Source organism: Pantoea sp. BJ2, assembly GCF_040255075.1.
Lineage (GTDB): Bacteria > Pseudomonadota > Gammaproteobacteria > Enterobacterales > Enterobacteriaceae > Pantoea > Pantoea leporis.
The window spans coordinates 629352-651781 of sequence record NZ_CP158292.1 but is presented as its reverse complement, the minus strand read 5'-3'; the positions used below and the strand labels follow the sequence as shown (position 1 = coordinate 651781).

21 protein-coding genes and 1 tRNA gene are annotated in these 22430 nt (G+C 54.2%); 9 read left to right on the top strand and 13 right to left on the bottom strand.

Translation table 11 applies throughout. The features are described from left to right. Window positions 1–64 precede the first annotated feature (64 nt). Both AAF463_RS02880 and AAF463_RS02875 read right to left on the bottom strand, forming a co-directional pair. Window positions 65–847 carry a MetQ/NlpA family ABC transporter substrate-binding protein gene (locus AAF463_RS02880; RefSeq protein ID WP_101762205.1) on the bottom strand — a complete coding sequence of 261 codons (783 nt, stop codon included), beginning with the start codon at window positions 845–847 and terminating at the stop codon, window positions 65–67. Between the two features lie 17 nt (window positions 848–864). Next, window positions 865–1881 (bottom strand): isopenicillin N synthase family oxygenase, encoded by a 1017-nt coding sequence (locus AAF463_RS02875; protein WP_350261497.1) that lies wholly within the window; start codon window positions 1879–1881, stop codon window positions 865–867. A gap of 215 nt (window positions 1882–2096) precedes the next feature. On the opposite strand from AAF463_RS02875, the gene AAF463_RS02870 reads away from it, so the two are divergent. After that, window positions 2097–2774, top strand: coding sequence for a YecA family protein (locus AAF463_RS02870; RefSeq protein WP_350261496.1), 678 nt, complete (start codon window positions 2097–2099; stop codon window positions 2772–2774). Window positions 2775–2856: 82 nt separating this feature from the next. On the opposite strand, the gene AAF463_RS02865 is transcribed toward AAF463_RS02870, so the two are convergent. Together AAF463_RS02865 and AAF463_RS02860 are read right to left on the bottom strand one after the other, a co-directional pair. Further along, the gene (locus AAF463_RS02865) at window positions 2857–3906 is read right to left on the bottom strand and encodes a DUF1176 domain-containing protein (RefSeq protein WP_350261495.1); all 1050 of its coding nucleotides are present in this window, start codon (window positions 3904–3906) and stop codon (window positions 2857–2859) included. Window positions 3907–3989: 83 nt separating this feature from the next. Then, on the bottom strand, window positions 3990–4880 hold the full coding sequence (locus AAF463_RS02860) for a LysR family transcriptional regulator (protein WP_350261494.1): 891 nt from the start codon (window positions 4878–4880) through the stop codon (window positions 3990–3992). A 91-nt stretch (window positions 4881–4971) separates the two neighbouring features. Here AAF463_RS02860 and AAF463_RS02855 point away from each other — a divergent pair, with 91 nt between their 5' ends. Then, window positions 4972–5751 carry an NAD(P)H-dependent oxidoreductase gene (locus AAF463_RS02855; protein WP_350261493.1) on the top strand — a complete coding sequence of 260 codons (780 nt, stop codon included), beginning with the start codon at window positions 4972–4974 and terminating at the stop codon, window positions 5749–5751. A 30-nt stretch (window positions 5752–5781) separates the two neighbouring features. Here the strand turns inward: AAF463_RS02855 and AAF463_RS02850 are convergent, their stop codons facing one another. From AAF463_RS02850 to AAF463_RS02840, 3 genes are all read right to left on the bottom strand, one after another. After that, entirely contained in the window at window positions 5782–6111 is a 330-nt protein-coding gene (locus AAF463_RS02850) for a DUF1493 family protein (RefSeq protein ID WP_008107769.1), read from the bottom strand. 128 nt (window positions 6112–6239) lie between these two features. Then, window positions 6240–6626 (bottom strand): DUF1090 domain-containing protein, encoded by a 387-nt coding sequence (locus AAF463_RS02845; protein ID WP_101762211.1) that lies wholly within the window; start codon window positions 6624–6626, stop codon window positions 6240–6242. Window positions 6627–7095: 469 nt separating this feature from the next. Then, the gene (locus AAF463_RS02840) at window positions 7096–7806 is read right to left on the bottom strand and encodes an IclR family transcriptional regulator (protein WP_110867461.1); all 711 of its coding nucleotides are present in this window, start codon (window positions 7804–7806) and stop codon (window positions 7096–7098) included. 171 nt (window positions 7807–7977) lie between these two features. Between AAF463_RS02840 and AAF463_RS02835 the strand changes: the two genes are divergently transcribed. Together AAF463_RS02835 and AAF463_RS02830 are read left to right on the top strand one after the other, a co-directional pair. Then, window positions 7978–8670, top strand: coding sequence for an RraA family protein (locus AAF463_RS02835; RefSeq protein WP_192235812.1), 693 nt, complete (start codon window positions 7978–7980; stop codon window positions 8668–8670). Then, complete coding sequence (locus tag AAF463_RS02830; protein WP_192235814.1) at window positions 8670–9620, top strand: NAD(P)-dependent oxidoreductase; 951 nt, start codon at window positions 8670–8672, stop codon at window positions 9618–9620. The genes AAF463_RS02835 and AAF463_RS02830 overlap by 1 nt, the downstream gene beginning before the upstream one ends. Window positions 9621–9929: 309 nt before the next feature. On the opposite strand, the gene AAF463_RS02825 is transcribed toward AAF463_RS02830, so the two are convergent. Both AAF463_RS02825 and AAF463_RS02820 read right to left on the bottom strand, forming a co-directional pair. Next, on the bottom strand, window positions 9930–11270 hold the full coding sequence (locus AAF463_RS02825; protein ID WP_350261492.1) for an MFS transporter: 1341 nt from the start codon (window positions 11268–11270) through the stop codon (window positions 9930–9932). 600 nt (window positions 11271–11870) lie between these two features. Continuing rightward, a tRNA-Leu gene (locus AAF463_RS02820) sits at window positions 11871–11955 on the bottom strand. 273 nt (window positions 11956–12228) lie between these two features. Between AAF463_RS02820 and AAF463_RS02815 the strand changes: the two genes are divergently transcribed. Continuing rightward, a complete protein-coding gene (locus AAF463_RS02815) occupies window positions 12229–12738 on the top strand; it encodes a DUF2501 domain-containing protein (RefSeq protein ID WP_101762213.1) in 510 nt (169 codons plus the stop codon). A gap of 45 nt (window positions 12739–12783) precedes the next feature. On the opposite strand, the gene AAF463_RS02810 is transcribed toward AAF463_RS02815, so the two are convergent. After that, window positions 12784–14160, bottom strand: coding sequence for a PLP-dependent aminotransferase family protein (locus AAF463_RS02810; protein WP_350261491.1), 1377 nt, complete (start codon window positions 14158–14160; stop codon window positions 12784–12786). A 110-nt stretch (window positions 14161–14270) separates the two neighbouring features. On the opposite strand from AAF463_RS02810, the gene AAF463_RS02805 reads away from it, so the two are divergent. The 3 genes from AAF463_RS02805 (at window position 14271) to AAF463_RS02795 (ending at window position 16292) form a co-directional block, all read left to right on the top strand. Beyond that, window positions 14271–14750, top strand: a complete 480-nt coding sequence (locus tag AAF463_RS02805) for a carboxymuconolactone decarboxylase family protein (RefSeq protein ID WP_350261490.1) — start codon at window positions 14271–14273, stop codon at window positions 14748–14750. A gap of 95 nt (window positions 14751–14845) precedes the next feature. Next, complete coding sequence (locus AAF463_RS02800; RefSeq protein WP_101762216.1) at window positions 14846–15481, top strand: hypothetical protein; 636 nt, start codon at window positions 14846–14848, stop codon at window positions 15479–15481. Window positions 15482–15614: 133 nt separating this feature from the next. Then, the gene (locus AAF463_RS02795; protein WP_110868046.1) at window positions 15615–16292 is read left to right on the top strand and encodes a MarC family NAAT transporter; all 678 of its coding nucleotides are present in this window, start codon (window positions 15615–15617) and stop codon (window positions 16290–16292) included. 89 nt (window positions 16293–16381) lie between these two features. Here the strand turns inward: AAF463_RS02795 and AAF463_RS02790 are convergent, their stop codons facing one another. Genes AAF463_RS02790 through AAF463_RS02780 form a run of 3 tightly spaced genes read right to left on the bottom strand, consistent with a single transcriptional unit; the run spans window position 16382 to window position 20181 of the window. Next, a complete protein-coding gene (locus AAF463_RS02790; RefSeq protein ID WP_350261489.1) occupies window positions 16382–17638 on the bottom strand; it encodes a cytochrome c in 1257 nt (418 codons plus the stop codon). A gap of 4 nt (window positions 17639–17642) precedes the next feature. Next, on the bottom strand, window positions 17643–19412 hold the full coding sequence (locus AAF463_RS02785) for a GMC family oxidoreductase (protein ID WP_192235833.1): 1770 nt from the start codon (window positions 19410–19412) through the stop codon (window positions 17643–17645). Between the two features lie 37 nt (window positions 19413–19449). Continuing rightward, window positions 19450–20181: a gluconate 2-dehydrogenase subunit 3 family protein gene (locus AAF463_RS02780; RefSeq protein WP_309836058.1), complete on the bottom strand. Its 732-nt coding sequence runs from the start codon at window positions 20179–20181 to the stop codon at window positions 19450–19452. 532 nt (window positions 20182–20713) lie between these two features. On the opposite strand from AAF463_RS02780, the gene AAF463_RS02775 reads away from it, so the two are divergent. Then, window positions 20714–22282 carry an ABC transporter substrate-binding protein gene (locus AAF463_RS02775; protein WP_350261488.1) on the top strand — a complete coding sequence of 523 codons (1569 nt, stop codon included), beginning with the start codon at window positions 20714–20716 and terminating at the stop codon, window positions 22280–22282. The last annotated feature ends 148 nt before the right edge of the window (window positions 22283–22430 follow it).

Genomic DNA, 22430 nt, shown 5'->3' with positions numbered 1-22430 from the left:
TGGTGGCGAAATATAGCACAGAAGAAAGTCAGCGCCACCTGCCAAAAACAGGTGGCGGCAGGGATTATTGATTAACGGGAATAACCGATCCTTTATAGTGCTGGTTAATAAATTCAGCAGTTTGCTTTGACTCCAGATCTTTCGCTAGTTCCAGAATACGCGGATCGTGCGCCAGTTTCGGCGTGGTGACCAGCACGTTGGCATACGGATTATCTTTCGCCTGTTCCAGCGCCAGCGCATCCTTCGACGGCACTAAACCGGCCTGCAACGCGTAGTTGCCATTGATGATCGCCAATTGCGCATCATCCAGCGCGCGCGGCAGCTGCGGCGCTTCCACTTCGATAATCTTCAGATGGTGCGGGTTGTCAGTAATGTCTGCGGAAGTCACCAGCGTATTTGCGCTGCTGCTCTTCAGTTTAATCAAACCATTGGCCTGCAACAGATAAAGTGCGCGGCTCAGATTGGTGACATTATTCGGTACCGCCACCTGCGCGCCATCAGGCAGATCTTTCAGTGATTTCACTTTGTGCGAGTAGATGCCAAGTGGCTCAATATGCACGGTGGCGACCACAGAAAATTTCTCGCCCAGCGCTTTTTCCTGATCGCGCAGATAAGGCACATGCTGGAAGTAGTTGGCATCCACGTCACCGCGCGCCAGCAGTTCGTTGGCGTTGAGGTTGCCGTTGAGTTCAATCACTTTGAGATCGAGTTTCTTGTCGCTCTGTTTGATGTGGTTGAGGATTTCGCTGTGCGGTACGGCATCGGCCGCCACGCGCAGCGCGGCCGCCGAGGCGTAAGTGCTGAACACCGAAACCATCGCCAACGCGGCTATCACCTTTTTATTCATCTGCTTCCCTTAGTTTCTTATGATTTAACGCTATTGAGAGTGTCAGCGTAATAACGCTGCGCCACGTCGCGATGCGATCGCAAACGTCCTTTGAGATAGTTCCAGCCCACTTCACGCAGCAGCGGATTGCTGGGATCGCTGGTCGGTCCGCGCGCTTCTGCCGCCAGCTGCGGCGGTAATTGGTACAACGGCACTTCGGCGTCGAGCTGCGCGCCGAGGAAGAAAGCGATGGAGATGCGCTGCTGTTTTGCCGGCGGCGACACTACACGATGCACGGTGGCGCGCAGATAACCGTTGGTGGCGATCTCCAGCAGTTCGCCGATGTTCACCACAAAAGCACCCGGTTTCGGCAGCGCATCAATCCACTGATCCGGCGTGACTTCAACCTGCAATCCGGGTTGATCGTCCTGCAACAGAAAGGTAAGAAAGCCGGAATCCTTATGCGCGCCGACACCTTGCTGGCTAGCAGCGGCATCCTGACCAGGATAGCGAATCAGCTTCACATGTTCGTTGGGGTGCGTGCCGTACAGCGCGTCAAACGCGTCCGGCGGCAGCGACAGAGATTTGGCGAAGGCGCGCAGTAAACGCAGCGCCACGTCAGTCATCGCCTGCTGCCACGCGTGGATCACCGGACGCAGCTGCGGTAGCGCCTGCGGCCACAAATTGGGTCCTTGCAGCTGCTTCCACGCCGGATCGTCTGCTTGCAACGTCAGGGCGGCCCGTTCTGCACCGATATCAAACTGCTCACGCTGATCGCGCTGCTCACGGGTGTATTCCACGCCCGCGCTGTTGTAGCCACGAAAATGCGGTGAATGGATCATCGAAACGCGCTGCTTCTCTTCATCTGGCAAGGCAAAGAACGCGCGCGTGATGCTTTGCACGTTCTGCAGCAGCTGCGGATTGATGCCATGATTCACCAGATAGAAGAAGCCGACGTCTCGCGCGGTTTCGCGCAGCTCGGCGAGGTATTGCGCCTGTTCCGCATCCGGCAGTTCGAGCAGGGCTAAATTCAGTACCGGCAATGTGCTGGCCATACTTTTGCATCCTTCATGCAGAAAAATTCTGCCTTTACGCTGCCATCTGCTGACAAATGCAGCCAATACTGTTGCGCGATAAGTTATGGCGAATCATTTTTAGGAGAGGTTCAGCAATCGATATGCAAAAAGCGATAAATCGTGCCCGCTTCCCGCTATAATCGCCGCCAATTAACTTTGGGCATGGCCCATCAATGAACAGCAGGAGACGCCGTATGAACCAGGGTCCGTTAACCGAAAAAGAGCTCAACTGGCTTGAAGATATGCTGGAGAAATACGGCAATGAACACTCGGTGGTGGATACCGCTGAGCTGGACGGCATGCTGACGGCGTTGCTCTCAGGCCCGAACGACATCGAACCGAGCGAATGGCTGGTGGCGATGTGGGGCGGCAAAAAGCACATTCCAAAGTGGTCGAATGAGCGCGAGATGGATCGCTTTATGACGCTGACCTTCCAGCATCTGAACGACATCGCCGAGCGTCTGGCCGAGTTCCCGGAGCAGTTTGATCCGCTGTTTGGCACCCAAGAGATGGAAGGCCAGGAATTCACCGTGGTGGAAGATTGGTGCTATGGCTATTTGCGCGGCGTGGCGCTGGATGCGGACTGGTCGCTGCTGCCAGAATCACTGCAGCCGATGATGGATACGATTGCCTTGCACGGCAGCGAAGATCATCTGGCGAAGCGCGAAGCCTTCACCCCGGGAGAGTTTGAAGCCAGCATCGAGGCGATTCGCCCCGCGGCGCTGGAGCTGCATGAATACTGGCAGGAACAGCGCATGGCGCAGCCCGATCCTGAACCTCAACTGCCGCACTTTGCCGGCGAGAAAACCGGCCGTAACGATCCTTGCCCGTGCGGCAGCGGTAAAAAATATAAGCAGTGCTGCGGTAAATAATATTTGCACCTTCCGTAGCGGCGCAATTTATTGCGCGTCCCTGGCCTTTTAATCGCGCCGCTACCGATATGTGCGTTTTTTTTCAGGGAGCCGGTTTCACCTCGGTCACCCAGGTTGGCAACTGCCATGCGCCGCCCGCACGAATCGCGCGGCACATGCCGGTGGTGGCATCGCTGCTCTGCTCAAACGCTTTGCCATCCCACACCCACGCCGCTGTACTCCAGCAATCGCCGATGCCGCGCCCTTTCTGCGCTTCTGAGATCACACCTTCACTGTAATCAGAGCCGGAATCCGTCACCAGCTGCGGCGTGCCCTGCAATGCTTTATCGGTCAGCCAATAGCCATAACCTTCGTTATACGCTCCGCGCCAGCACAGCGCGGCGATCAGCACATGCGCATCATCAACCGGCGTTAAGGTCAGCGGCTCCGCGCCCTCTTCCGGCTGATCGTCGGACGGAGCCAGATTGTCGCAGCTGTCGTCGTCGGTGAGTGAGGCAATCAGCTTTGGCTTCAACAGCGCCAGCTCATCGGCCGTCAACGGACGCGCATCGGCCTTCACCACTTTAACCTGCTGAATCACCGGCATCGGCAGCGCTGCCGGTACGCTGCTTTCCGGCTTGTTGCCTTTGCGCACCAACGCGCCCGGCGTACTAAGACGACCTTGCGCATCATCCATCTTCAGCAGCACCGCAAATGCGCCATTACTGGAGAGATCGAAAGGCTCTTCACCACCGCGAAACTCCACTTTGCCGCTGCCTTTAATGCCGTTGATCAGCGCCTGGGTTTGTTCATCCGTCAGCGCCCATTCGTCGTTATCGGCTTTCGCCACGTCGCCCAGCGCACGATCATCAATCCACAACGCTAAGTTGTTCACCACTTTAGAATCGTCATCGCCGGTATCGGCCAGCACCACGCGACCATGCGTCACCGCATTCGCTCCGCCCGCGCGTACCAGCAACACCGAGCCGCCCGCGCCCTCTTCGGCGCTGTAACCGGCGGCACGACAGGTCAGCGTGTTATCGCAGGCCAGTTCCCAGTCTTTGTGGCTAAACGAGACGCCGTCTTGATCTGCCAACAGCGGCGCACTCAGGCTGGCAAGTAGCGACATCGCCAGCAGCAATCGGGTAATCATGCCATCTCTCCATAATGGTAAAGGTGGCTAGTGTGATGATTTTTGTGACGCGGGAGAAGTGAATTTTTTGCGGCGATGCTGATTTACAGCGCCGCCACAATCTGCTGCCGCAACCACTGCTGGGCCGGATCGCGGTGCAGACGTTCATGCCACAGCAGCAAAATATCAAAGCCCGGCACCTCCAGCGGCAGATCGATAACCGCGAGGTGCGAAGCGTGACGCACCAACCGCTCGGGCAGCACCGCCACTAAATCACTGCTCGCCAGCGTTTCCTGCATAAACAAGAAGTGCGGCACCGACAGCACCACGCGGCGTGAACGCCCGATCTTCGAAAGCGCATTATCGGTGGCGGCGCTAAAGCCACCGCCATCGGGCGATACCATGACAAATTCCAGCTGACAGAACTGATCCAGCGTCGGCAGACGTTGCAACTGCGGGTGATCGCACCGTCCCGCCAGCACGTAGCGCTCGCTGAACAGTTTGCGTTGATGCAGCGTCGGCGGCGCGTTATCGCCCGTATGAAACACCACATCCAGCTCGCCTTTTTCCAACTGCTGCGCCACCAGCAGCGGATTCAGCGCCAATATCGCCATACGACTTTGCGGCGCAGCAGCGCGGATCAGGTTAAGCGCGGGCAGCACCAACGCCGACGAGGTGTAATCGGTGGCGGCGATGCGCCAGGTGTTATCGGCATTGGCCGGATTAAAGGCATCGGGCGGCGCGACCGCACGCTCAATCGCTTCCAGCGCCAGACGCAGCGGCTCACGCAAAGCTTCTGCACGCGCCGTTGGCAGCATGCCACGCGGCCCCGGTAACAATAGCGGATCGTCAAAATGCCTACGCAATCGCGCCAACTGAGCGCTGACGGAAGGCTGCGAGAGATGCAAACGCTGCGCCGCGCGCGTGACGTTGAGTTCGCTTAGCAGCACGTTGAGCGTCTGCAGCAGATTCAAATCCAGCAAGTTGATATTCACCGTGGCTATACCTGAGATATCTGTAATTGATTTCCACTATAGCTAGCGCCGACTTAATCTGCAGTGGTTTTCATCTCACAGGATTAAGCCCATGAATGTACTGATTGTGTATGCCCATCCGGAACCGCGTTCGCTGAGCGGTTCACTTAAAGACTTTGCCGTGCAGCATCTGCAGCATGCCGGACATCAGGTGCAGGTCTCTGATCTCTATGCGATGCAGTGGAAAGCGCCGCTCGACGCTGCCGACACGCGCGCCCCATTAGTGGGCGACCACTTCGATGCGACGCTGGATTCTCGCTTCGCCTACGATCATCAGCTACAGGCCGCCGATATCGCCGCGGAGCAGGAAAAATTGTGCTGGGCCGATACGGTAATTTTTCAATTTCCGCTGTGGTGGTTTTCGATGCCCGCCATCATGAAAGGCTGGTTTGACCGCGTTTACGCCAACGGTTTTGCTTACGGCGTGGGCGAGCACAACGAACAGCATTGGGGCGATCGTTACGGCGAAGGCAATCTTAGCGGCAAACGTGCAATGCTGGTGGTGACGACCGGCGGATGGGAATCGCATTACAGCCCGCGCGGCATTAACGGCCCGATCAACGATCTGCTGTTTCCGATTCAGCACGGCATGCTGTTTTATCCCGGCTTTAGCGTGCTGCCGCCGCTGGTTTTCTATCGGGTACAAAAGTCAGCAGCAGAACGATTTGCTGGCTGGTGCGATGCGCTGGCTACAAGGCTAGATACGTTGGCGGAAACCGCGCCAATTGCCTACCGTCAGCAGAACAGCGGCGACTATGAGATTCCTGCGCTGACCTTAAAGGCGGAGTTTGTCCTGGAAGAGAGTGGCTTTGGCGTGCATGTGAAGCGGTGAAAGGTGGCAGACTCGGCGCTGAGCCTGCTGTTACTCGTACAGCCAGCGCCCCGCTTTTGCTGATTCAATCAACATTCCCAGCGTGAAATCGGGTACCACCGGCACTTCACGCTTATTGAATGGATTGAGAATCTGCGCCAGCGAGGGCTCATCGGGATAGTAGGTTTCAATGACGAATCCGCCGCGATCGACGCTGAACTCGCCGAAGAACTCATCCATCAGCGCAGCGGCTTCTTCACGCTCGAAGTTAAGATCGCTATCAATATCAATCTGCGGCGTCAGCGTCTTTTGCTTAAACAGGTAAACGCCGTCGTAACGCCGCACCAGCTCGTAGATACGCTGCTCAATTTCAACTGTCATCGCTTCTGCACCTCCACTGATTTCACCGGAGCGCCATTCTGCCATGCAATCCCAACAGTTGGATGAAAAAAATCTCTGCAGGAGAATTTTGAGACAAAGAGCCAGTTTTCCCAGCCGGGATGCCTGGTTTATTGCGTTAATGCATCCCGAGCTTCTTTCAACTCATCTCGCGCGTCAGCCAGTTTACGCTGCTGCTTCTCAATTTTATCGCTGCGGCCTTTGGCCTGCGCTTCCCTTAGATCTTGTTCGCGCTCCTGCACTTTCAATTGCTTCTCGGCCACTTTCTGCTGGCGCGCTTTAAGCAAGCCGCTGTCGGTGCAGTTTGCATTGGTTTCGCGTAACGCCTTTTCCAGACCGGCGATGCGCGCAGCATTGCCATGCTCACGCGCCATCGCCAGCTCTTGCTGGATATCCTGCTTTTTAGCGGCGCAGCCGGTGGCTGGGTTGGCAGCCTGAACAGACGTCACGGTCAAAGCAGAGAAAAGAATCGAAAGGGAAATCAGGGTGTTTTTCATGGTGAACTCTTGGTTTACATTGATGGGCGCTATTATACGAAGAGTTCTTAACAAGATCTTAAGGACCACACATCAGCACTAACTTTGCGTAGAATCAGTATGGCTTTGCCGTGATAACGACGGGAATGGTATAAATGGAATTATTGTATTTATAAGCAGGGAGATTATTAAAAGAAAAAACCTTACCTTTCACATTTAAATAAATCACTCCATTTTCAATCTTATTTAGTGCTTTGGAATCAGAAGTAATGAGGAAGGGTGAATAATTATTACTTAAAGCCTTCTTGAATTCCTCTATAATTTATAAAAAAAAGATGGTTAATTAAGCTGGTAGCGATGCAGGATTGCTTTCGCTGTGCGATTCACCCGGTTATCTTCTTCATACCCAGGTGAAATTGTTAGCATTCATACTGCTGAAGTTAGCAATACTCGCGGCATATCATTTACAAAGCGAACCTATCCAGGCCAGCTAGAGCGAATAAAAATGATCACATTTGATCTTAGGGGCGCCGAGCTTTAGGGAGAGGCTGTAAGCCGTCTCTTTCATTATCTTGCCCACACCGCTGTCGCGCATCGATTGCGTTAAACGTGATGACGGACCTGTTAATGCCAGCGCCGCGAGCAGTTTATTTCCCTCACCAAAAACGGGAAGAGAGAATGCAGCAATGTGCGGATCACGCATGCCGGAGGTAAAGAGCGGTAATTCTGGGGCAGATTCAAGAAGCGGTTCATTGAGTCCCCAATGGCGAAGCACTTGCCCTATTGCTGAATTATCCAGCGGCAAAAAAGTACCGGGTAAGCGCGTTTCTCGTAATCCTTCGGAGGGCTCCGCTCTGAATAAGCAAAGCCTTTGACCGTTCTCAATCACATACCATGTGGCGCTTTCACCCGTCGCCGTCGCCAGCGCGTGCAGTTCAGGCTGGACAATACTGGCCAGATGAAATGACTGTTCATAGAGCTTGCCAAGATAAAGCAGTCTGGGACCCAATGTATAAACGCCGCTGTCGCGTCTGATAACGTAGTTCATGCGTTCAAGTGAGTTCATGAGACGGTAAACCGTCGTTTTATGGTAGCCCGAAAATTGTGCCAGAGCGGTGAGCGTCAACGCCTCTTCGCCAGGCTTAAAACAATCCAGTAGTGCCAGCGCTTTCTCAACGGCAATTACGCCTTCATTCCCCATCGGTACGGTCTCCTGTTTGCGACGGTAAGAGTTTACCGTGCAATTTGTGATTCACATCGTATTTACATCACAAATGAAAGCTTAACGCTGGTGCGATCTGATTTAACATCGATATAGTGGTTTTACATAGTACAACATAGTTGTAACAGGTAAAACATGAAGAGGTAATTTATGCCACACGCAGAGAATACGTTCATCAAGCGCGACCTTACCCGTACAGCGCCCGAGCTGGTCAAACAGGCTGCTGAGTTTCAGGCCGCTATTCTTGCCGATGTTGCCGGACGTCGCGGTACGCTGCACGGTCGCGTAAAGCCCGTTTCACCCACCATGAAAGTTGCTGGCCCCGCCATCACGGTTGAGGTTCGGCCGGGCGATAACCTTGCCATTCACGCGGCGCTCGCCATCGCTCAGCCTGGCGATGTTATCGTCGTCGACGGTAAAGGCGATATCAGCTGTGCTTTGATTGGTGAAATCATGTCCACTCAGGCAGAAGCGTCGGGCATCGCAGGAATCATCATCGATGGTGCAGTTCGCGACGCCGACGCACTGTGCGAAAACGGCTTCCCGGTGTTTTCCGCAGGTCTGAATCCTTGTGGCCCAACCAAATCTGTCGCGGGCCGCGTTAACTATCCTGTTTCTGTGGCCGGAGCGGCAATCCAGCCTGGTGATTTGATCATTGGTGATGTCGACGGCGTGGTCGTTCTGCCACGTGAAGCCGTTCCGGCGCTGATTGAACTGGCACAGAAAAAACTGGATGCCGAGACCAAACGCATTGCCGCCATCCGTGAAGGCGATATTCGCGCACCCTGGCTGGAAAAAGCCCTGCTTGCGGCTGGAATGTTGAATGAAGGGGAGGAATTGTAATGGCATCTTCTCATCCCGTAATTTTGGTAACTGGCAGCGATTTGGCGCAGGAAGCGTTAGGCCTGCTCAAGGGCTTTGATATCGTTTACGCAGGCATAAAGCCCAGTGAAGACGAATTGTGTCAGCTGTGTCACCAACACGATCCGGTGGCGATTATTGTTCGATACGGCAAAATCAACGCCCGCATCATGGATGCCGCACCTCACCTGCGGGTTATTTCCAAGCACGGCAGCGGCATTGATGTTATCGATCAAAAAGCGGCGGCTGAGCGCCATATCAGCGTGCAGTCAGCGCCCGGTGCTAATGCAGCAGCGGTGGCTGAACATACATGGACGATGATATTGGCCTGCGCCAAAGCGGTTCTCCCGCTGGATCGCCGAATGCGTCAGGGACATTGGGACAAATCGACCCACAAGTCGGTTGAGCTTGAAGGCCGAACGCTGGGTCTGATTGGATTGGGTGCGATTGGCGGTCGGGTCGCTCGCATTGGCAAAGCGTTTGGTATGAAAGTCCTTGCCTATGACCCGTTCGCCAGGTCCTTTCCCGACGAGTGTGAATCCTCCACGCTTGAAGCTCTGCTACAACAGGCAGATGTGATTTCATTGCACTGCCCATTGACGGAACAGACACAGCACATGATCAACAGCGACAGGCTGAGTCAGTGTAAAAAAGGCGCGATTCTCGTCAATACTGCACGCGGTGGCCTGATCGATGATAACGCGCTTCTAACGGCGCTGGGTGACGGCACCCTTAGCTGGGCTGCTCTGGATAGTTTTGCTGTTGAGCCGCTGACCGCACCACATGTCTGGCAGGCTGTTGATAACGTCATCCTGTCGCCGCACATTGGTGGCGTCAGTGACAACTCATACGTGAAAATGGGAACAGCTGCAGCGAGTAACGTTTTGAAGGTGCTGGCTGAACCGATTAAAAGTGAAAGTGCCCTGTCTTAATGCATTAACCTTCCCCACCACTTGTTAAACGACCTTACCAACTTGCTTGCCGGTAAGGTCGTTCATCAACCTCGGCTATCACTGCAAATCTCCATCACTCCCTCAGCGTTGACCCTTCGATAAGACAGTTACGTCTTTCCAATCCACACTTGTTACTGAGATTTCAATGACGTTTAGCAGCTTGATAACGAGAAGTGCATAGCTTGGATGAGGCGGAACGTGAACTTCTTTTGGAGTGGATTGATGGTGGGAGGAATGGGAGAAAAGCCTCCCGCAGACGCTCAGATAAGCGCCCGCGGGAGGGTGACGTTATTTACTCACCGGCGACGCGGTGTTTTCGACTTCAATGTTTAACTCTTTTTTGCGGCCCATGATCAGCACGGCGATACCGCCAATACCACACAGAATCGCCAGCGGCACCATAGCCAGTGTGTGGCTGCCCGTGGCCTGGTTGATGATGCCGTAAACGTTGACCATCAGTCCTCCGCCGATCAGGTTAGCCATGGCGCCAATCGCAGCCAGACCGGCGGCCGCAGTAGTGGAAGACATCCATCCCGATGCGAGCGCCCAGAACGGACCTTTCATTGAATACGCGCCTACCAGCACCAGCGACAGAATCACCACGCTGCCCGTCAAACTGTTGGTGATAAAGGCAGATAACAGACCACCCGCAATCAGGAAAAGGGTTAACGCGGTATGCCAGCGACGCTCGCCGCTGCGATCGGAGCTTCTGCCCCACACAATCATCAGGATAGATGCCAGACCGTAAGGGATGGCGTTCACCAAACCGGTGGTAAAGTTATCCAGGCCATATGATTTAAGCAGTTGCGGCGACCAGACGCTCAGCGTTGAGCCTGCCGCAGAAGCGCCGGCATAAATCAGCGCCATCACCCAGATATGTTTATGGCGCAGCAGTTGCCACAAAGAGATGTGGCCGATCGCTTTCTTCTTCGCGTTCTCGGCTTCAAGCGTGCTATTCAGCCACGCTTTTTGTTCCTGATTTAACCAGTTGGCATCGCTGGGTCTGTTGCTCAGCATAAAGAAGGCGGCAATACCCAAAACCACCGCTGGAATGCCTTCCAGGATGAACAACCAATGCCAGCCGCGCATGCCGTACCAGCCATCAAGTGACAATATGGCCCCAGAAATGGGCGAGCCGATAAAATTCGCTGCGGGAATGGCAACCATAAAGGTGGCGATCACGCGGGCGCGATATTTACCCGGAATCCAGTAAGTCAGATAAAGAATCACGCCAGGGAAGAATCCAGCCTCAGCTGCACCCAGTAAAAAACGCAATACGTAAAGTGTATTGGCACTCTCAACGAAGGCGTTACAGACCGAGATAATGCCCCACGAGACCATGATGCGAGAGATCCAAATCTTCGCACCGATTTTCTGCATCGCAAGGTTGCTGGGTACTTCAAAAAGAAAGTAACCCACAAAGAACAGGCTACTGGCCAGACCAAAAACGGCTTTAGATAATCCCAAATCTTCATTCATCTGTAGCGAGGCCATACCGATGTTGCCACGGTCAATGATGGCAATCAGATAGCAGACGATGAGAAAGGGCAAAATGCGCCAAACCACCTTCTTAACGGTCTGCTGCTCTATATCGGCAGAGAAAGACGTGGTGTGCTTTTTCTCAGACATGATAATCCTCACAAGTTTGTCATGGCCTTACGCGATGATGTGTTCGCAAAGCTGATTGTTGTACTTTGTAAAACTTAGATGTACAGAGTACAATCATTATCTCGACAAACGCCCTTCTGTGCCTGAAGTTGTAATCAGGTTGTGTCTTTTGTCACAGAAAGGTATCTGATGATTTTCATTTTTGTGATGCTGGCGAGATTTCTTTTTCGCGCGCACCGCGGGTCTACTGAAAATCATACGAAATGAGGTAAGTAAAACGGCAGGAATGGAAAAATTAACTGAGACTAATAAAGGAAATATAAATCAGCAATATCAATCAATTAAATTTATTTCCAATTTCGCAGGATGGATATCATCAACAGGCGCTGCTATTAAAACTCACTGTGACGATACAAAGCGAAACCAATAAACAAAAAGTCATGTTTTGATCGGGCGGGCGTTGAATTGTACTTCAGGAGAAAAAGACAATAGAAGATGAAGTGCCCCGTCGACCTTAGCATAACCACAATAAGGCTCGGACGGATTTGGACCAAAAAAAAAGCCTTTCGGCTTTAATTTTAGTAACTTGCGGACTGTTACTGAAGTTCTCGTATCTTTAAATGGTGCCGAAGGCCGGACTCGAACCGGCACGTATCTCTACGGTTGATTTTGAATCAACTGCGTCTACCGATTTCGCCACTTCGGCACTGAAGAGGATGCGGAAAACGTTGGGGATTATACCGTTACGAACAGCGTGCGCAACCGGAATCGTTAGGGATGTGCGCTAAGCGTTGAAAAAAACAGCATTTCGCGGATAACTGCTTGTTATACCGTCGATCCCGCCAACCGACGTTCAAAAATTAAAACCCAGAACGGTCCCAATTTTCCCCAATCAGCCCGGTTAACTGGAACTTTCCGAATTCAAACCTCTCTTAACCAAAACTGACGCAGTCAGAACATAAAAGACAACGAGGTTGAGATGAAAGTACAACGCATGATTTGGGGATGGGGCATCGCGGCAGCCATGGTTGCGGGGAGCGCATCGGCAGCAAGCTGGCAGGATCAGCTGAGCAGCGCGGCATCGCAGCTGTCACAGCAAAACAACAGCACCAGCAACACCAGCACCACGCAGAATGGCGGCATGTCGCTCTCATCGCTTACCGGCCTGCTCAACGGCGGCGATAAAGCGGTGAGTTCCAACAGCATGACCAACGCCGCAGGCGTGATGTCCTACTGCGTGCAGCACAACGTGGTGGATAACAACGTGAAGTCGGTAAAAGATCAGGTGCTGAGCAAACTCGGCCTGAACAGCACCACCGCGCAAGAGCAGAAAACCGATTACCAGCAGGGTTTGCAAGGCTTGCTTAACACTGGCAACGGTCAGCAACTGAATTTGCAGAGCCTGAGCAACTCGCCGATGGGTGAGAAGCTGAAAACCAAAGCCTGCGATGTGGTTCTGAAGCAAGGCAAAAAATATATCGGCATGTAAGGACGCGCCGATATCAAGGCGCGAGCTGTCCCTCGCGCCTTTTCTTTAGTCCAGTAACGCTCGCGTCTCCAGCACCGTTCTCTGCAACAACTCCCGCGCCTGGTCCAGCGACCGAATGTTGGTATAGCCAATCACCAGGCCATAGCGTTTCTGTGTCTGCATATACCAGCCGGAGAGCGGCAATACGCGCAGGTGATGCCGCTGCCAAATCTCCGCCAGCGCCGTGTCCTGCGTGCCGCGCGGCAGGAAGGCGACAATGTGCATGCCGCCATCCGTCAGTTCAAAATCAAACACATCCGGAAAACATGCCTGCAAGGCATCCAGCATCATGCGGCGTCGCTGCTGATAAAGCGTGCGCATCTTTTTGATGTGGCGATAGAAATGCCCTTCGCTGAGGAACTGCGCCAGAATCTTTTGCGGCAGCAGCGACATACCGGTTTCAAGGATTTCCCCCAACTCGCTGAAGCGCGCGATGGTCTCTTTCGGCATCACCAGATAACCCACGCGCATCGCCGGCATCATGGTTTTGCTGAAGGTGCCGGTGTAAAACACCCGATCGTGCACATCCAGGCTTTTCAGCGCCGGAATCACTTTGCGCGTGTAGTGAAACTCGCCGTCGTAATCATCTTCAATAATCCAGCTGTCATTGTGCTGTGCCCACTCCAGCAGTTGATGTTTGCGCGGCAGCGATAAGGTTACCGCCAGCGGGCTGTGATGCGTAGGCGTGACGATGGCGAAACGCGCATCGGCGTGATAGCGCAGCAGATAATCCACATCCATGCCTTGCCGATCGACCGGCACGTAATGCAGATTCGGCGCGATGCGCTTCAGCAGTTTTTGCCCGAAGAAATAGCCGGGATCTTCAAACAACACCTTGTCGCTTGGCTGCGCCAGCACCGCCAGAATCAGTCGCAGGTTGGCGCGATAGCCGCTGGTGATGAAAATCTGTTCCGGCTGGCAGTTAAGTCCACGCGAAATATTCAGGTAGCTGGCGATGGCTTCCCGCAGCGGCTGATAACCCATGACCGGCGGCAAAATCATCTCATCGGCGCGCAGGCTGCGCGCCGCTTTGCCGGAAATAAGCAGCCATTTTTTGTGCGGAAACGCATCCAGCGCCGGGATGCCAAGCCGCAGCTCGCCTTTGCTCTCGCGCTGGATTAACGCGCTCACTGGCGGCGCAGGCACTGCCGTTTTCCCGGTTTTTTCCGGCAGAATCAGTTCAGGATTAACGCGCGTGCCCTTCGCGCCCTGACTGACAAAATAGCCTTCGCCGATCAGGATTTCATAAGCGGCTTCCACCGTTTTTCGCGCCACTTGCAACTCACTCGCCAGCGTACGGATCGCCGGTACGCGGTCGCCCGGCTTCAGCTGCCCTGCAAGAATCTGCTGGCGATATCGCGCATAAATCTCTTTATAACCCACGCCATGTCCTACCTGTTTTTACGTTTTTTGACCCTTTTCACTCAGACATGGAAGTTTAAGATGCCCGCATCACCTTCGCATTGAAAAACGACTGACCTGAGGATAAAAACATGACTGCACGCGTTAACCACTTTAAAACCGTACCGACACTGGTCAAAGCCATGTCCGATCTCTCCATGAACGTCAGTAATGTTTCATTAGAAACCTCACTGAAGCATCTGGTCGATCTGCGCGCCTCGCAGCTCAATCAATGCGCGTTCTGCGTCGACATGCATGTGAAAGAGGCCAAACTGCACGGCGAGCGCGAGCTGCGTCTGCATCATGTGGCGATCTGGTGCGAATCCCCGCTGTTCACCGCCAAAGAGAAAGCGGCGCTGGCGCTGACCGAAGCGCTGACGCGTCTGGGCGATCACGGCATCGACGAAGCGCTGTACAGCGAGGTGCGCGCGCACTTTTCCGAAGTGGAGACCAGCGAGCTGACGTTCTGTATCGCGGTGATCAACACCTGGAATCGCCTGATGGTGCTGTCGCAGATGACGCCGGGCGCACTGGACAGCGCTTATGGGTTGGATCGTGCTGATTTACGTTAATTTTTACCGCCAGTCGCTCATGCTGCTGGCGGCACCATGTTCATCTGCGCTGCCTGAGGCTATAGTGAGATTTTGCACCACACAGGACAGCGCACATGAAAGGCATCAACATTGCGATTTACTTCGATCCCGACCAGATTCACATCTGCGTTCACCAGCAGGATGACAGCTATCTCAGCCAACACTTTATTTACGACGACAGCGTAATTGAAGAGATCTATCAGTGGCTGGAGCAGTTCACGCCTAATCGCACCCACATTTGCCTGATTGAGCACGATACCGCCGATATCCTTGCCGATGAGTTGGTGGATAACGGTTATCACGTCCATCAGGTGACGCAGCACGATCTCTTGACCTGGTTCGCCAACGAACCGCCTGCCGAACCCGATGGTTCACCGGTGCGCGCGCTGCTGCGTTATCTGGAGAACGAGCAGCCATCCGAATACCAGTCACGCACGCCGCAGATTGAAGCGTTGATGGATCTGCTGGATGAGCTGGACGATCTCGAAGGTGTGGATGAAGTTGAAGATGAAGACAATCTGCCGGATGACGTGCTGCGCCTGATGAAGCAGAAGAAGATCAGTGCGCAAGACGCCGCCCAACGCCTGCTGCCGGATGTGAATGAGCGCATTCGCGAGCACTTAATCAATTATCCCGAACTGATGACGCCTGAGCTGCTGCAGGATTTCTTCCCTGAGCTGATCGAGGCGCTGGATACGCCGAAGCACTAATCAATGAACGCACGCACCGCAGCGGCGCGATTGATCGCGCGGTTTTGACCGACTCTCCATCCTCTTAACGCGCAATAAATTGCGCCGTTACGAGCCGTGCGATTATCGAATAATTTTTCAAATGGGACATTTCATGCTGGAGTTGTTTAAAGCCATCGGGCTGGGATTGGTGGTGATTTTGCCGCTCGCCAATCCGCTGACCACGGTGGCGCTGTTTCTCGGCCTGGCCGGAGAGATGAATTTCCAGGAGCGTAATCGCCAGGCGATGCAGGCCTCGATCTACGTGTTCCTGATCATGATGGTGGCGTGGTATGCCGGCAGCGCGGTGTTGCACACCTTTGGCATCTCCATTCCCGGCCTGCGCATGGCGGGCGGATTGATTGTGGCGTTTATCGGTTTTCGCATGCTATTTCCGGCGAAACCGGTCGGGCATTCGGTCGAAGCCGAGCACAAGCAGGATGAACTGGACGCGACCGACAGCAACCGTGAAACCGTCAACATCGCATTTGTGCCGCTGGCGATGCCGAGCACCGCGGGACCGGGCACCATTGCGATGATCATCAGTTCCGCGTCGACGGTTAAATCGGGCGTAGATTTCCCGGCATGGGTGGTTGCCGTCGCCCCGGTGCTGACGTTTTTGGCCGTGTCGGTGATTTTGTGGATTTCGCTGCGCAGTTCGGGCGCCATCATGAAGCTGGTTGGTAAAGGTGGCATCGAAGCGATTTCACGTCTGATGGGCTTTTTGCTGGTGTGTATGGGCGTGCAGTTCGTGATTAATGGCGTGTTAGAAGTGATTCACAATTATCATTGAGACCACGTTGAAGACGCGCAATGAATTGCGCCGCTACGGTATTTGCGCCTATCCGTAGCGGCGCGATTTATCACGCAGTTTTAAGCGATTTACTCACCTTTCAACGTTTTACGCACTTCTGCTACCTGATCTTTCGTCACCGCTGGCGCATTGTTGCTCCAGCCTTGACGAATGAAGGTCGCCAGTTTAGCCACTTGGTCATCATCCAGACGCTTAGCAAAACCCGGCATCGCCAGCGTTGATGGCGCTTTCTCAGTGGATGGCTGCTGCGCACCGGCCAGAATGGTGTGGATCAAACCACCTGGATCCCTGGCATTGACGATGGTCGCCTGATCCAGCTCCGGGAAGATCCCCGGCGCACCTTTACCGGTGACAAAGTGGCAGGCGCCGCAGTTGTCGATATATAGACGCTCACCTTCCGACAAGCCTTTCGCAGCGGTCAGTTTCGCTTCCGTCGCCTGCTGTTTCTTCACGTCATACGCCTGCAGCGCCGGGTTGCCGCCAAGGAACTTCAGATAGGAGGCAATCGCTTTCAAGTCGGCATCGGTCATGTGCGAGCTCGAGTGCTCAATCACTGACTTCATCTCACCGCCCACTGCTGCCTTATCGTTACGACCGGTTTGCAGGTAATCGACAATCTCCTGCTCGCTCCAGCGCGGCAGACCGCGCAGTGACGGCACATCCCAGTTGTTCAGGCTGCCACCGGCAAGGAACTGATCGTCGCCGCTATCCAGCGCTTTCTCGTTCATGCCGAGGCCGCGTGGCGTATGGCAGCTGCCGCAGTGCCCCAGGCTTTCGACGATGTAAGCACCGCGATTAACCTCTTCTGACGCGCCGCCAATCGGCTGGAATGGCTTGTCAGAGGTAAACGCCCAGTTCCAGAAGCGCATGCCCCAACGCTGGCTGAACGGGAAGCTCAGATCGGTTTCCGGCGGCTGCTCGCTGCTTGGCTTCACGCCTTTCATGAAGTAGACGTAAAGCGCGTGCATATCGGCGTCGGAGATTTTGGCGTAATCCGGGTACGGCATCGCCGGATAGAGACGCGCCCCGTTCGGCAATACGCCTTTGCGCACCGCGTCGGAGAACTGCTGCTCGCTGTAGTTGCCGATGCCGTGCTCTTTGTCCGGCGTAATGTTGGTGGAGTAAATGGTGCCGAGATTCGACTCAATCGCCAAACCACCAGCGTAATCCCCTTTACCGGAAACGGTATGGCACGCCATACAGTCGCCGAGACGCGACAGGTATTCACCCTGCTTGATCAATTGAGCTTCATCTTCCGCGTGTGCCTGCAGTGCAAAGCTGCCCAGCAGCACGGCGTTGGCGATTAACAATGATTTTAATTTCATGCGCTTATGCCTGTACCAGTGGACCGGGATTTTTCAGATAATGTTCTTTAATGGCTTGTGCCGCCATCAAGGTGATCGCGCCGATGGTATCGGTCGGGTTCGCCTGGAAGTTTTGCGGGAAGGCGTTGCCGCCCGGCACAAACACGTTATGAACGTCCCAGCTCTGCAGGTACTTGTTCAGTGCAGAAGTTTTCGGGTTATCGCCCATCACCGCGCCACCCACGTTGTGGGTTGAAACGTATTTGGTGAGGTCAAAGTCCGCGCCCATTGGCAGGAAGCTCATGCTCATGCTGTCTGGGTTCAGCTCTTTGGCGATGTTGCCGACGATGCCTTTCAGGTGCTGTTGCAGCTTCAGTTCGTTCTCTTTCCAGTTGAACGTCATGCGCAGCAACGGCTGACCGCGATGGTCGGTGTAATTCGGATCCAGATCCAGATAGATATCGCGATACGACTGGCAGGTAGTGGTGATGCTGATCTTCATGGAATGGTTGTACCACTCCTCCAGACCTTCTTTGTAACCCATGCCCCACGATGGTGTGCCTTTCGGCAGCGCAGCAGCCATTGGCGTGCCGGTGGCTTGCGAGCTGTGGATCTTGGCGCCGCCGAGGAAGCCAAGGCCCGGACCGTCGAAGTTGCCTGGCGAGATGTCGTTGAACATCTGGCCGGTGGCGCCGGCGGTGGCGTAAGAGTTGAAGTTTTTGTCTTTGAAGAACAGGGTTGCGCCGCCGTTTGACAGGAACGCGTAGTTACGCCCCACCACACCCTCTTCGGTGATTGGGTTATACGGCTTGCCGATACCGGAGAGCAGCATCAGGCGTACGTTATAAAGCTGGAAGCTGGAGAGCACCACGATCTTCGCCGGCTGGAACACTTCGTTGCCGTCCACATCGTAGTAAATCACGCCCTTGGCGGTTTTCTGGTCGTCATGCAGTACCACTTTCACCACTTCCGCATGCACTTCGTAAGAGAAGTTCGGCATACGTTTCAATGCATCCATCACCGCCGTTTGTGGTGAGGCTTTAGAGTAGTTGAGGCACGGATATTTCGAGCAGTAGCCGCAGTAGTTACACGGTGCGATCTGGTTGCCGTACGGGTTTTTCCACGCGCGTGATACGCACGCAGATGGGTTCGGGAACGGATGGTAGCCGAGTTTGGTGGCCGCCTCTTTGAACATCACGTTGTTCAGCGTATCTTCCAGTGCAGGCAACGGATAAGGTTCAGAACGCGGACCTTCAAACGGATCGCCGCCCGGCAGAATCTGGCCGCGCAGGTTGCCGGTGGTGCCGGATTGACCGCAGATCAGCTCAAACTTGTAGTAATACGGCTCGATCTCTTCCCAAGTGAACGGGAAGTCCATCACGCGCATATCTTCCTGCAGGATGCCCGGCTTGTAGGCCTCATCGACGTAGGTTTTCAGCTTCAGGTCGGTTGGGGTTGGACGAATCAGCACCGCCGTCCAGTGCATGCCCGCGCCGCCCACGCCGGTTCCCGGCGCAAACGCGCCCCATTTACGGGTCGGCAACGCCGTCTGGCTGCTGTTGTAACGCACGGTGACCGCCACTTCTTTTGGCGTAGCAAACACTTTGTTACGCACGTTGTAGGCGTATTCATCAGCCGGTTTCGGGTAAGCGAAATCCGGGTAATCACGCTCGCCGCCACGCTCCAATGCGCGCACTTCGAGTCCCGCCATCGCCAGCTCAATACTCATCAACGAGCCGGCCCAGCCGAGGCCGCAAACGACGACATCGACTTCTTTCTTTGTAATCTGTGCCATGTTAATCCTGTCTCACATACCAAAAACGGGGGTGTGCTTACGCGCTTTCACCCAGGAGGCTGACCGGTCCCAGCGGGTACGGCACGTTGTGCTGCTTCACCCATTCGGTAAAGCTGGCGCGTGCGCCCGGGAAGCCGATGGCGATCCAGGCTTTCATGCCTTTGTTGCCGCCGTACATCGGGTCAGCGAGGTAGCCATGTTTGGTATCTGAGAGCAGTTGGCCGAAGAACTGCGAGGCCTTTAGGTTCTCTTCGCCCAGGGCGGCGAAGTCAATGCCGTCGTTTTTGTTCACTTTGGTGAGCACCGCATCTTTCTCTTCCAGTGACAGCTCATGGAACGGTTTCTGGAAGTTGCTTTGCGTCCACTGATTCACCAGCTTGATACCGGTTTGGTACATCTGCTGTGGCGTGAACGGGATTTGATAACCCATGGTGGCAGGCGCATGCACGTTGAACGGACCCTGCATGTAAATCTCTGCCCCGAACTCCGGGCTGTGCAGCTGCTGATCGATAAAGATCGGCACGTTGGTTTCCAGTGCACCTGGCGCTTTACCTTTACCGCCGGCTGGAATCAGGCGATCGGTTGCGGCCAGAATAAATTGCCACTCATCGGTACTGAAAAAGATCGGTTTATAGTCGGCGAGCTCGGGTGCTGCCATTTCCGCAGCTTGCGCCGCAGTTAATCCCTTAAATACCAGGTCACTTAATGGCAAAGCCAATAGCGACCCAAGTAAAAACTTACGTCTGGTGGTCGGTTTATTTAGAAGCATGGCGCGACGACTCTCACTTGCTAAGAAAGATAATTATTTTTGTTAATAGCTTTATAAATCGGTAAATAACCTGGCAATCTTAGGGATATAGGTATTTCAGAATGTAAAAATTCAATTATGGATGTGTTTTGATGAAATTAAGTCATCATGTTGAATTTAGGTTAAGGCTTGGTAAAAGGCTTTCGAGGCGAAAAAACAGGGTTTAGCCGTACATTTGAGGGGAAAGTGGCACGAATCAGTGGGCATTTGACCAGGGATTATCGCGCAAAGAAATAATCGCAGGAATGAATCAATGAAAAAAAATCATACTTCCATACCAGAGAATTATTCTCATTTATAACATCTTATTTACTTTATTGACCAGCAGATGAACGATCTATTTAGCGGAAATGACAAGTCGCGCACAAAATAAACGCAATAATTCCCCCAGGTAATCAATTGTTATATTCCGGCACAGCTCAGAACAAACCGGCATTTTGCCAAAGCGACGGCAGAGATAGAGTGAATTTATCTATCACTCAGGACAATAATAATGCGCTCACTGATTTTGCTCGTCGCTTTATGGGGCAGCAGTTTTGCACTGCACGCAGCCACACCGAAAGATACCCTTGTCGTCGCCGTCCCGCTCGACGGCATTATTAGCTTCGATCCCGCTGAAAGCTTCGAAACCGTCAGTAACAGCGCGCAGCGCAACATCTACCAAACATTAGTGGAGGCAGATCGTCATGATCCGCAGAAGCTGGCACCGCTGCTGGCCACCCACTGGCAACAAGGCAGCACGCCGCACAGCTTAGTGTTCAACATCAAACCCAACGCACACTTCTCCAGCGGCAATCCGGTGACGGCGCAGGATGTGATCTTCTCACTGACGCGCGCGGTGCAGCTGAACAAAGCGCCCTCTTTCATCCTCGCCGAATTTGGCTGGACCAATGAAAACATCGCCAGCCAGTTCAAAGTGCTGAATGACCATCAGCTGGAGATTCAGTGGCCAGCGCAGATTGGTCAGAATCTGGCGTTGCGCCTGCTGACCGCGCCGGTGGCCTCGGTGGTGGATAGCAAAACCGTGCAGCAACACGTCGCTAATAACGATCTCGGCAACGGCTGGCTGCATACCCATTCCGCCGGCAGCGGCGCATTTATCCTTCAGCAATATGTGCCGCAGCAGGCGCTGGTGCTGAGCGCCAACCAACAAGCGAATCCGCAGCCGAAGCTGAAACGCATTCTGCTTAAAGGCGTGGCGGATGCCAGTGCGCGTCGTCTGCTGATTCAGCAAGGCGATGTTGATGTGGCGTATCAGCTTGGCCCGGATCAAATTGATGCGCTGAAGAGCGACAAGAATCTGCGCATTGAAGCCTTCCCTTCCAGCCTGGTTTACTACCTCGGTTTCAATACCAAAGACAAAGCGCAACCGGCGTTAGGCAATCCGGCGCTGTGGCAAGCCGCGCGCTGGTTGGTGGACTACAACAGCCTCTCGAAGGATTTGCTGAAAGGTCAGTACCGCATTCATCAGAGCTTCCTGCCGCAGGGTTTTGACGGCGCGCTGGACGATCAGCCGTTCCACTACGATGTGGCGAAAGCCAAAGAGATTCTAGCCAAAGGCGGCATCAAGCCGGGGACGAAGTTTGCGCTGACGGTGATCAATCAGCCGCCCTATATTGACGTGGCGCAGGCGCTGCAGGCCAGCTTCGCCAAAGCGGATGTGCAGATTGAGTTACAGCCGGTGGCGGAATCGGAGCTGTGGAGCAAAATGCGCGGTCGCGATTTCCAGTCGATCTTCATTTACTGGGGCGCAGACTATGTCGATCCAAACACCAACGCCAGCGCCTTTGCCTATAACGTGCCGGGCGGTTCCAAAACCCTGGCGTGGCGCGTCGGCTGGGATATTCCGGATCTGAGTGCGAAAACCCGCGCAGCGGCCGGTGAAAGCGATGCGGTTAAGCGCCGTGCGCTCTATACCGATTTGCAGAAAACCGTGCAGCAGAACTCACCGTTCGTGGTGACGCTGCAGGGCGCGCAGCAGGTTGCGGTGCGGAATAACGTGAATCATGTGCAGCAAGGGATTGGTGTGAGTTTGCTGTTTTTTGATACGGTGCAGAAATAGTTTTGGATTGTGCTCGCTTTCCCCCTCCTCGGTCCTCCCACCAAAATTGTGCTCGCTTTCCCCCTCCTCGGTCCTCCCCCATTAATGGGGGAGGAAGATGCTGCCATATGCCAGTGCTGAGGCTGCATGTGGCAGCATCTCCTTCCCC

What these genes read in the sequence shown, in the direction of transcription:
- AAF463_RS02880 (WP_101762205.1), bottom strand. Translation starts at nt 847, where the DNA reads ATGAATAAAAAGGTGATAGCCGCGTTGGCGATGGTTTCGGTGTTCAGC.
- AAF463_RS02875 (WP_350261497.1), bottom strand. Translation starts at nt 1,881, where the DNA reads ATGGCCAGCACATTGCCGGTACTGAATTTAGCCCTGCTCGAACTGCCG.
- AAF463_RS02870 (WP_350261496.1), top strand. Translation starts at nt 2,097, where the DNA reads ATGAACCAGGGTCCGTTAACCGAAAAAGAGCTCAACTGGCTTGAAGAT.
- AAF463_RS02865 (WP_350261495.1), bottom strand. Translation starts at nt 3,906, where the DNA reads ATGATTACCCGATTGCTGCTGGCGATGTCGCTACTTGCCAGCCTGAGT.
- AAF463_RS02855 (WP_350261493.1), top strand. Translation starts at nt 4,972, where the DNA reads ATGAATGTACTGATTGTGTATGCCCATCCGGAACCGCGTTCGCTGAGC.
- AAF463_RS02850 (WP_008107769.1), bottom strand. Translation starts at nt 6,111, where the DNA reads ATGACAGTTGAAATTGAGCAGCGTATCTACGAGCTGGTGCGGCGTTAC.
- AAF463_RS02845 (WP_101762211.1), bottom strand. Translation starts at nt 6,626, where the DNA reads ATGAAAAACACCCTGATTTCCCTTTCGATTCTTTTCTCTGCTTTGACC.
- AAF463_RS02840 (WP_110867461.1), bottom strand. Translation starts at nt 7,806, where the DNA reads ATGGGGAATGAAGGCGTAATTGCCGTTGAGAAAGCGCTGGCACTACTG.
- AAF463_RS02835 (WP_192235812.1), top strand. Translation starts at nt 7,978, where the DNA reads ATGCCACACGCAGAGAATACGTTCATCAAGCGCGACCTTACCCGTACA.
- AAF463_RS02830 (WP_192235814.1), top strand. Translation starts at nt 8,670, where the DNA reads ATGGCATCTTCTCATCCCGTAATTTTGGTAACTGGCAGCGATTTGGCG.
- AAF463_RS02825 (WP_350261492.1), bottom strand. Translation starts at nt 11,270, where the DNA reads ATGTCTGAGAAAAAGCACACCACGTCTTTCTCTGCCGATATAGAGCAG.
- AAF463_RS02815 (WP_101762213.1), top strand. Translation starts at nt 12,229, where the DNA reads ATGAAAGTACAACGCATGATTTGGGGATGGGGCATCGCGGCAGCCATG.
- AAF463_RS02805 (WP_350261490.1), top strand. Translation starts at nt 14,271, where the DNA reads ATGACTGCACGCGTTAACCACTTTAAAACCGTACCGACACTGGTCAAA.
- AAF463_RS02800 (WP_101762216.1), top strand. Translation starts at nt 14,846, where the DNA reads ATGAAAGGCATCAACATTGCGATTTACTTCGATCCCGACCAGATTCAC.
- AAF463_RS02795 (WP_110868046.1), top strand. Translation starts at nt 15,615, where the DNA reads ATGCTGGAGTTGTTTAAAGCCATCGGGCTGGGATTGGTGGTGATTTTG.
- AAF463_RS02790 (WP_350261489.1), bottom strand. Translation starts at nt 17,638, where the DNA reads ATGAAATTAAAATCATTGTTAATCGCCAACGCCGTGCTGCTGGGCAGC.
- AAF463_RS02785 (WP_192235833.1), bottom strand. Translation starts at nt 19,412, where the DNA reads ATGGCACAGATTACAAAGAAAGAAGTCGATGTCGTCGTTTGCGGCCTC.
- AAF463_RS02780 (WP_309836058.1), bottom strand. Translation starts at nt 20,181, where the DNA reads ATGCTTCTAAATAAACCGACCACCAGACGTAAGTTTTTACTTGGGTCG.
- AAF463_RS02775 (WP_350261488.1), top strand. Translation starts at nt 20,714, where the DNA reads ATGCGCTCACTGATTTTGCTCGTCGCTTTATGGGGCAGCAGTTTTGCA.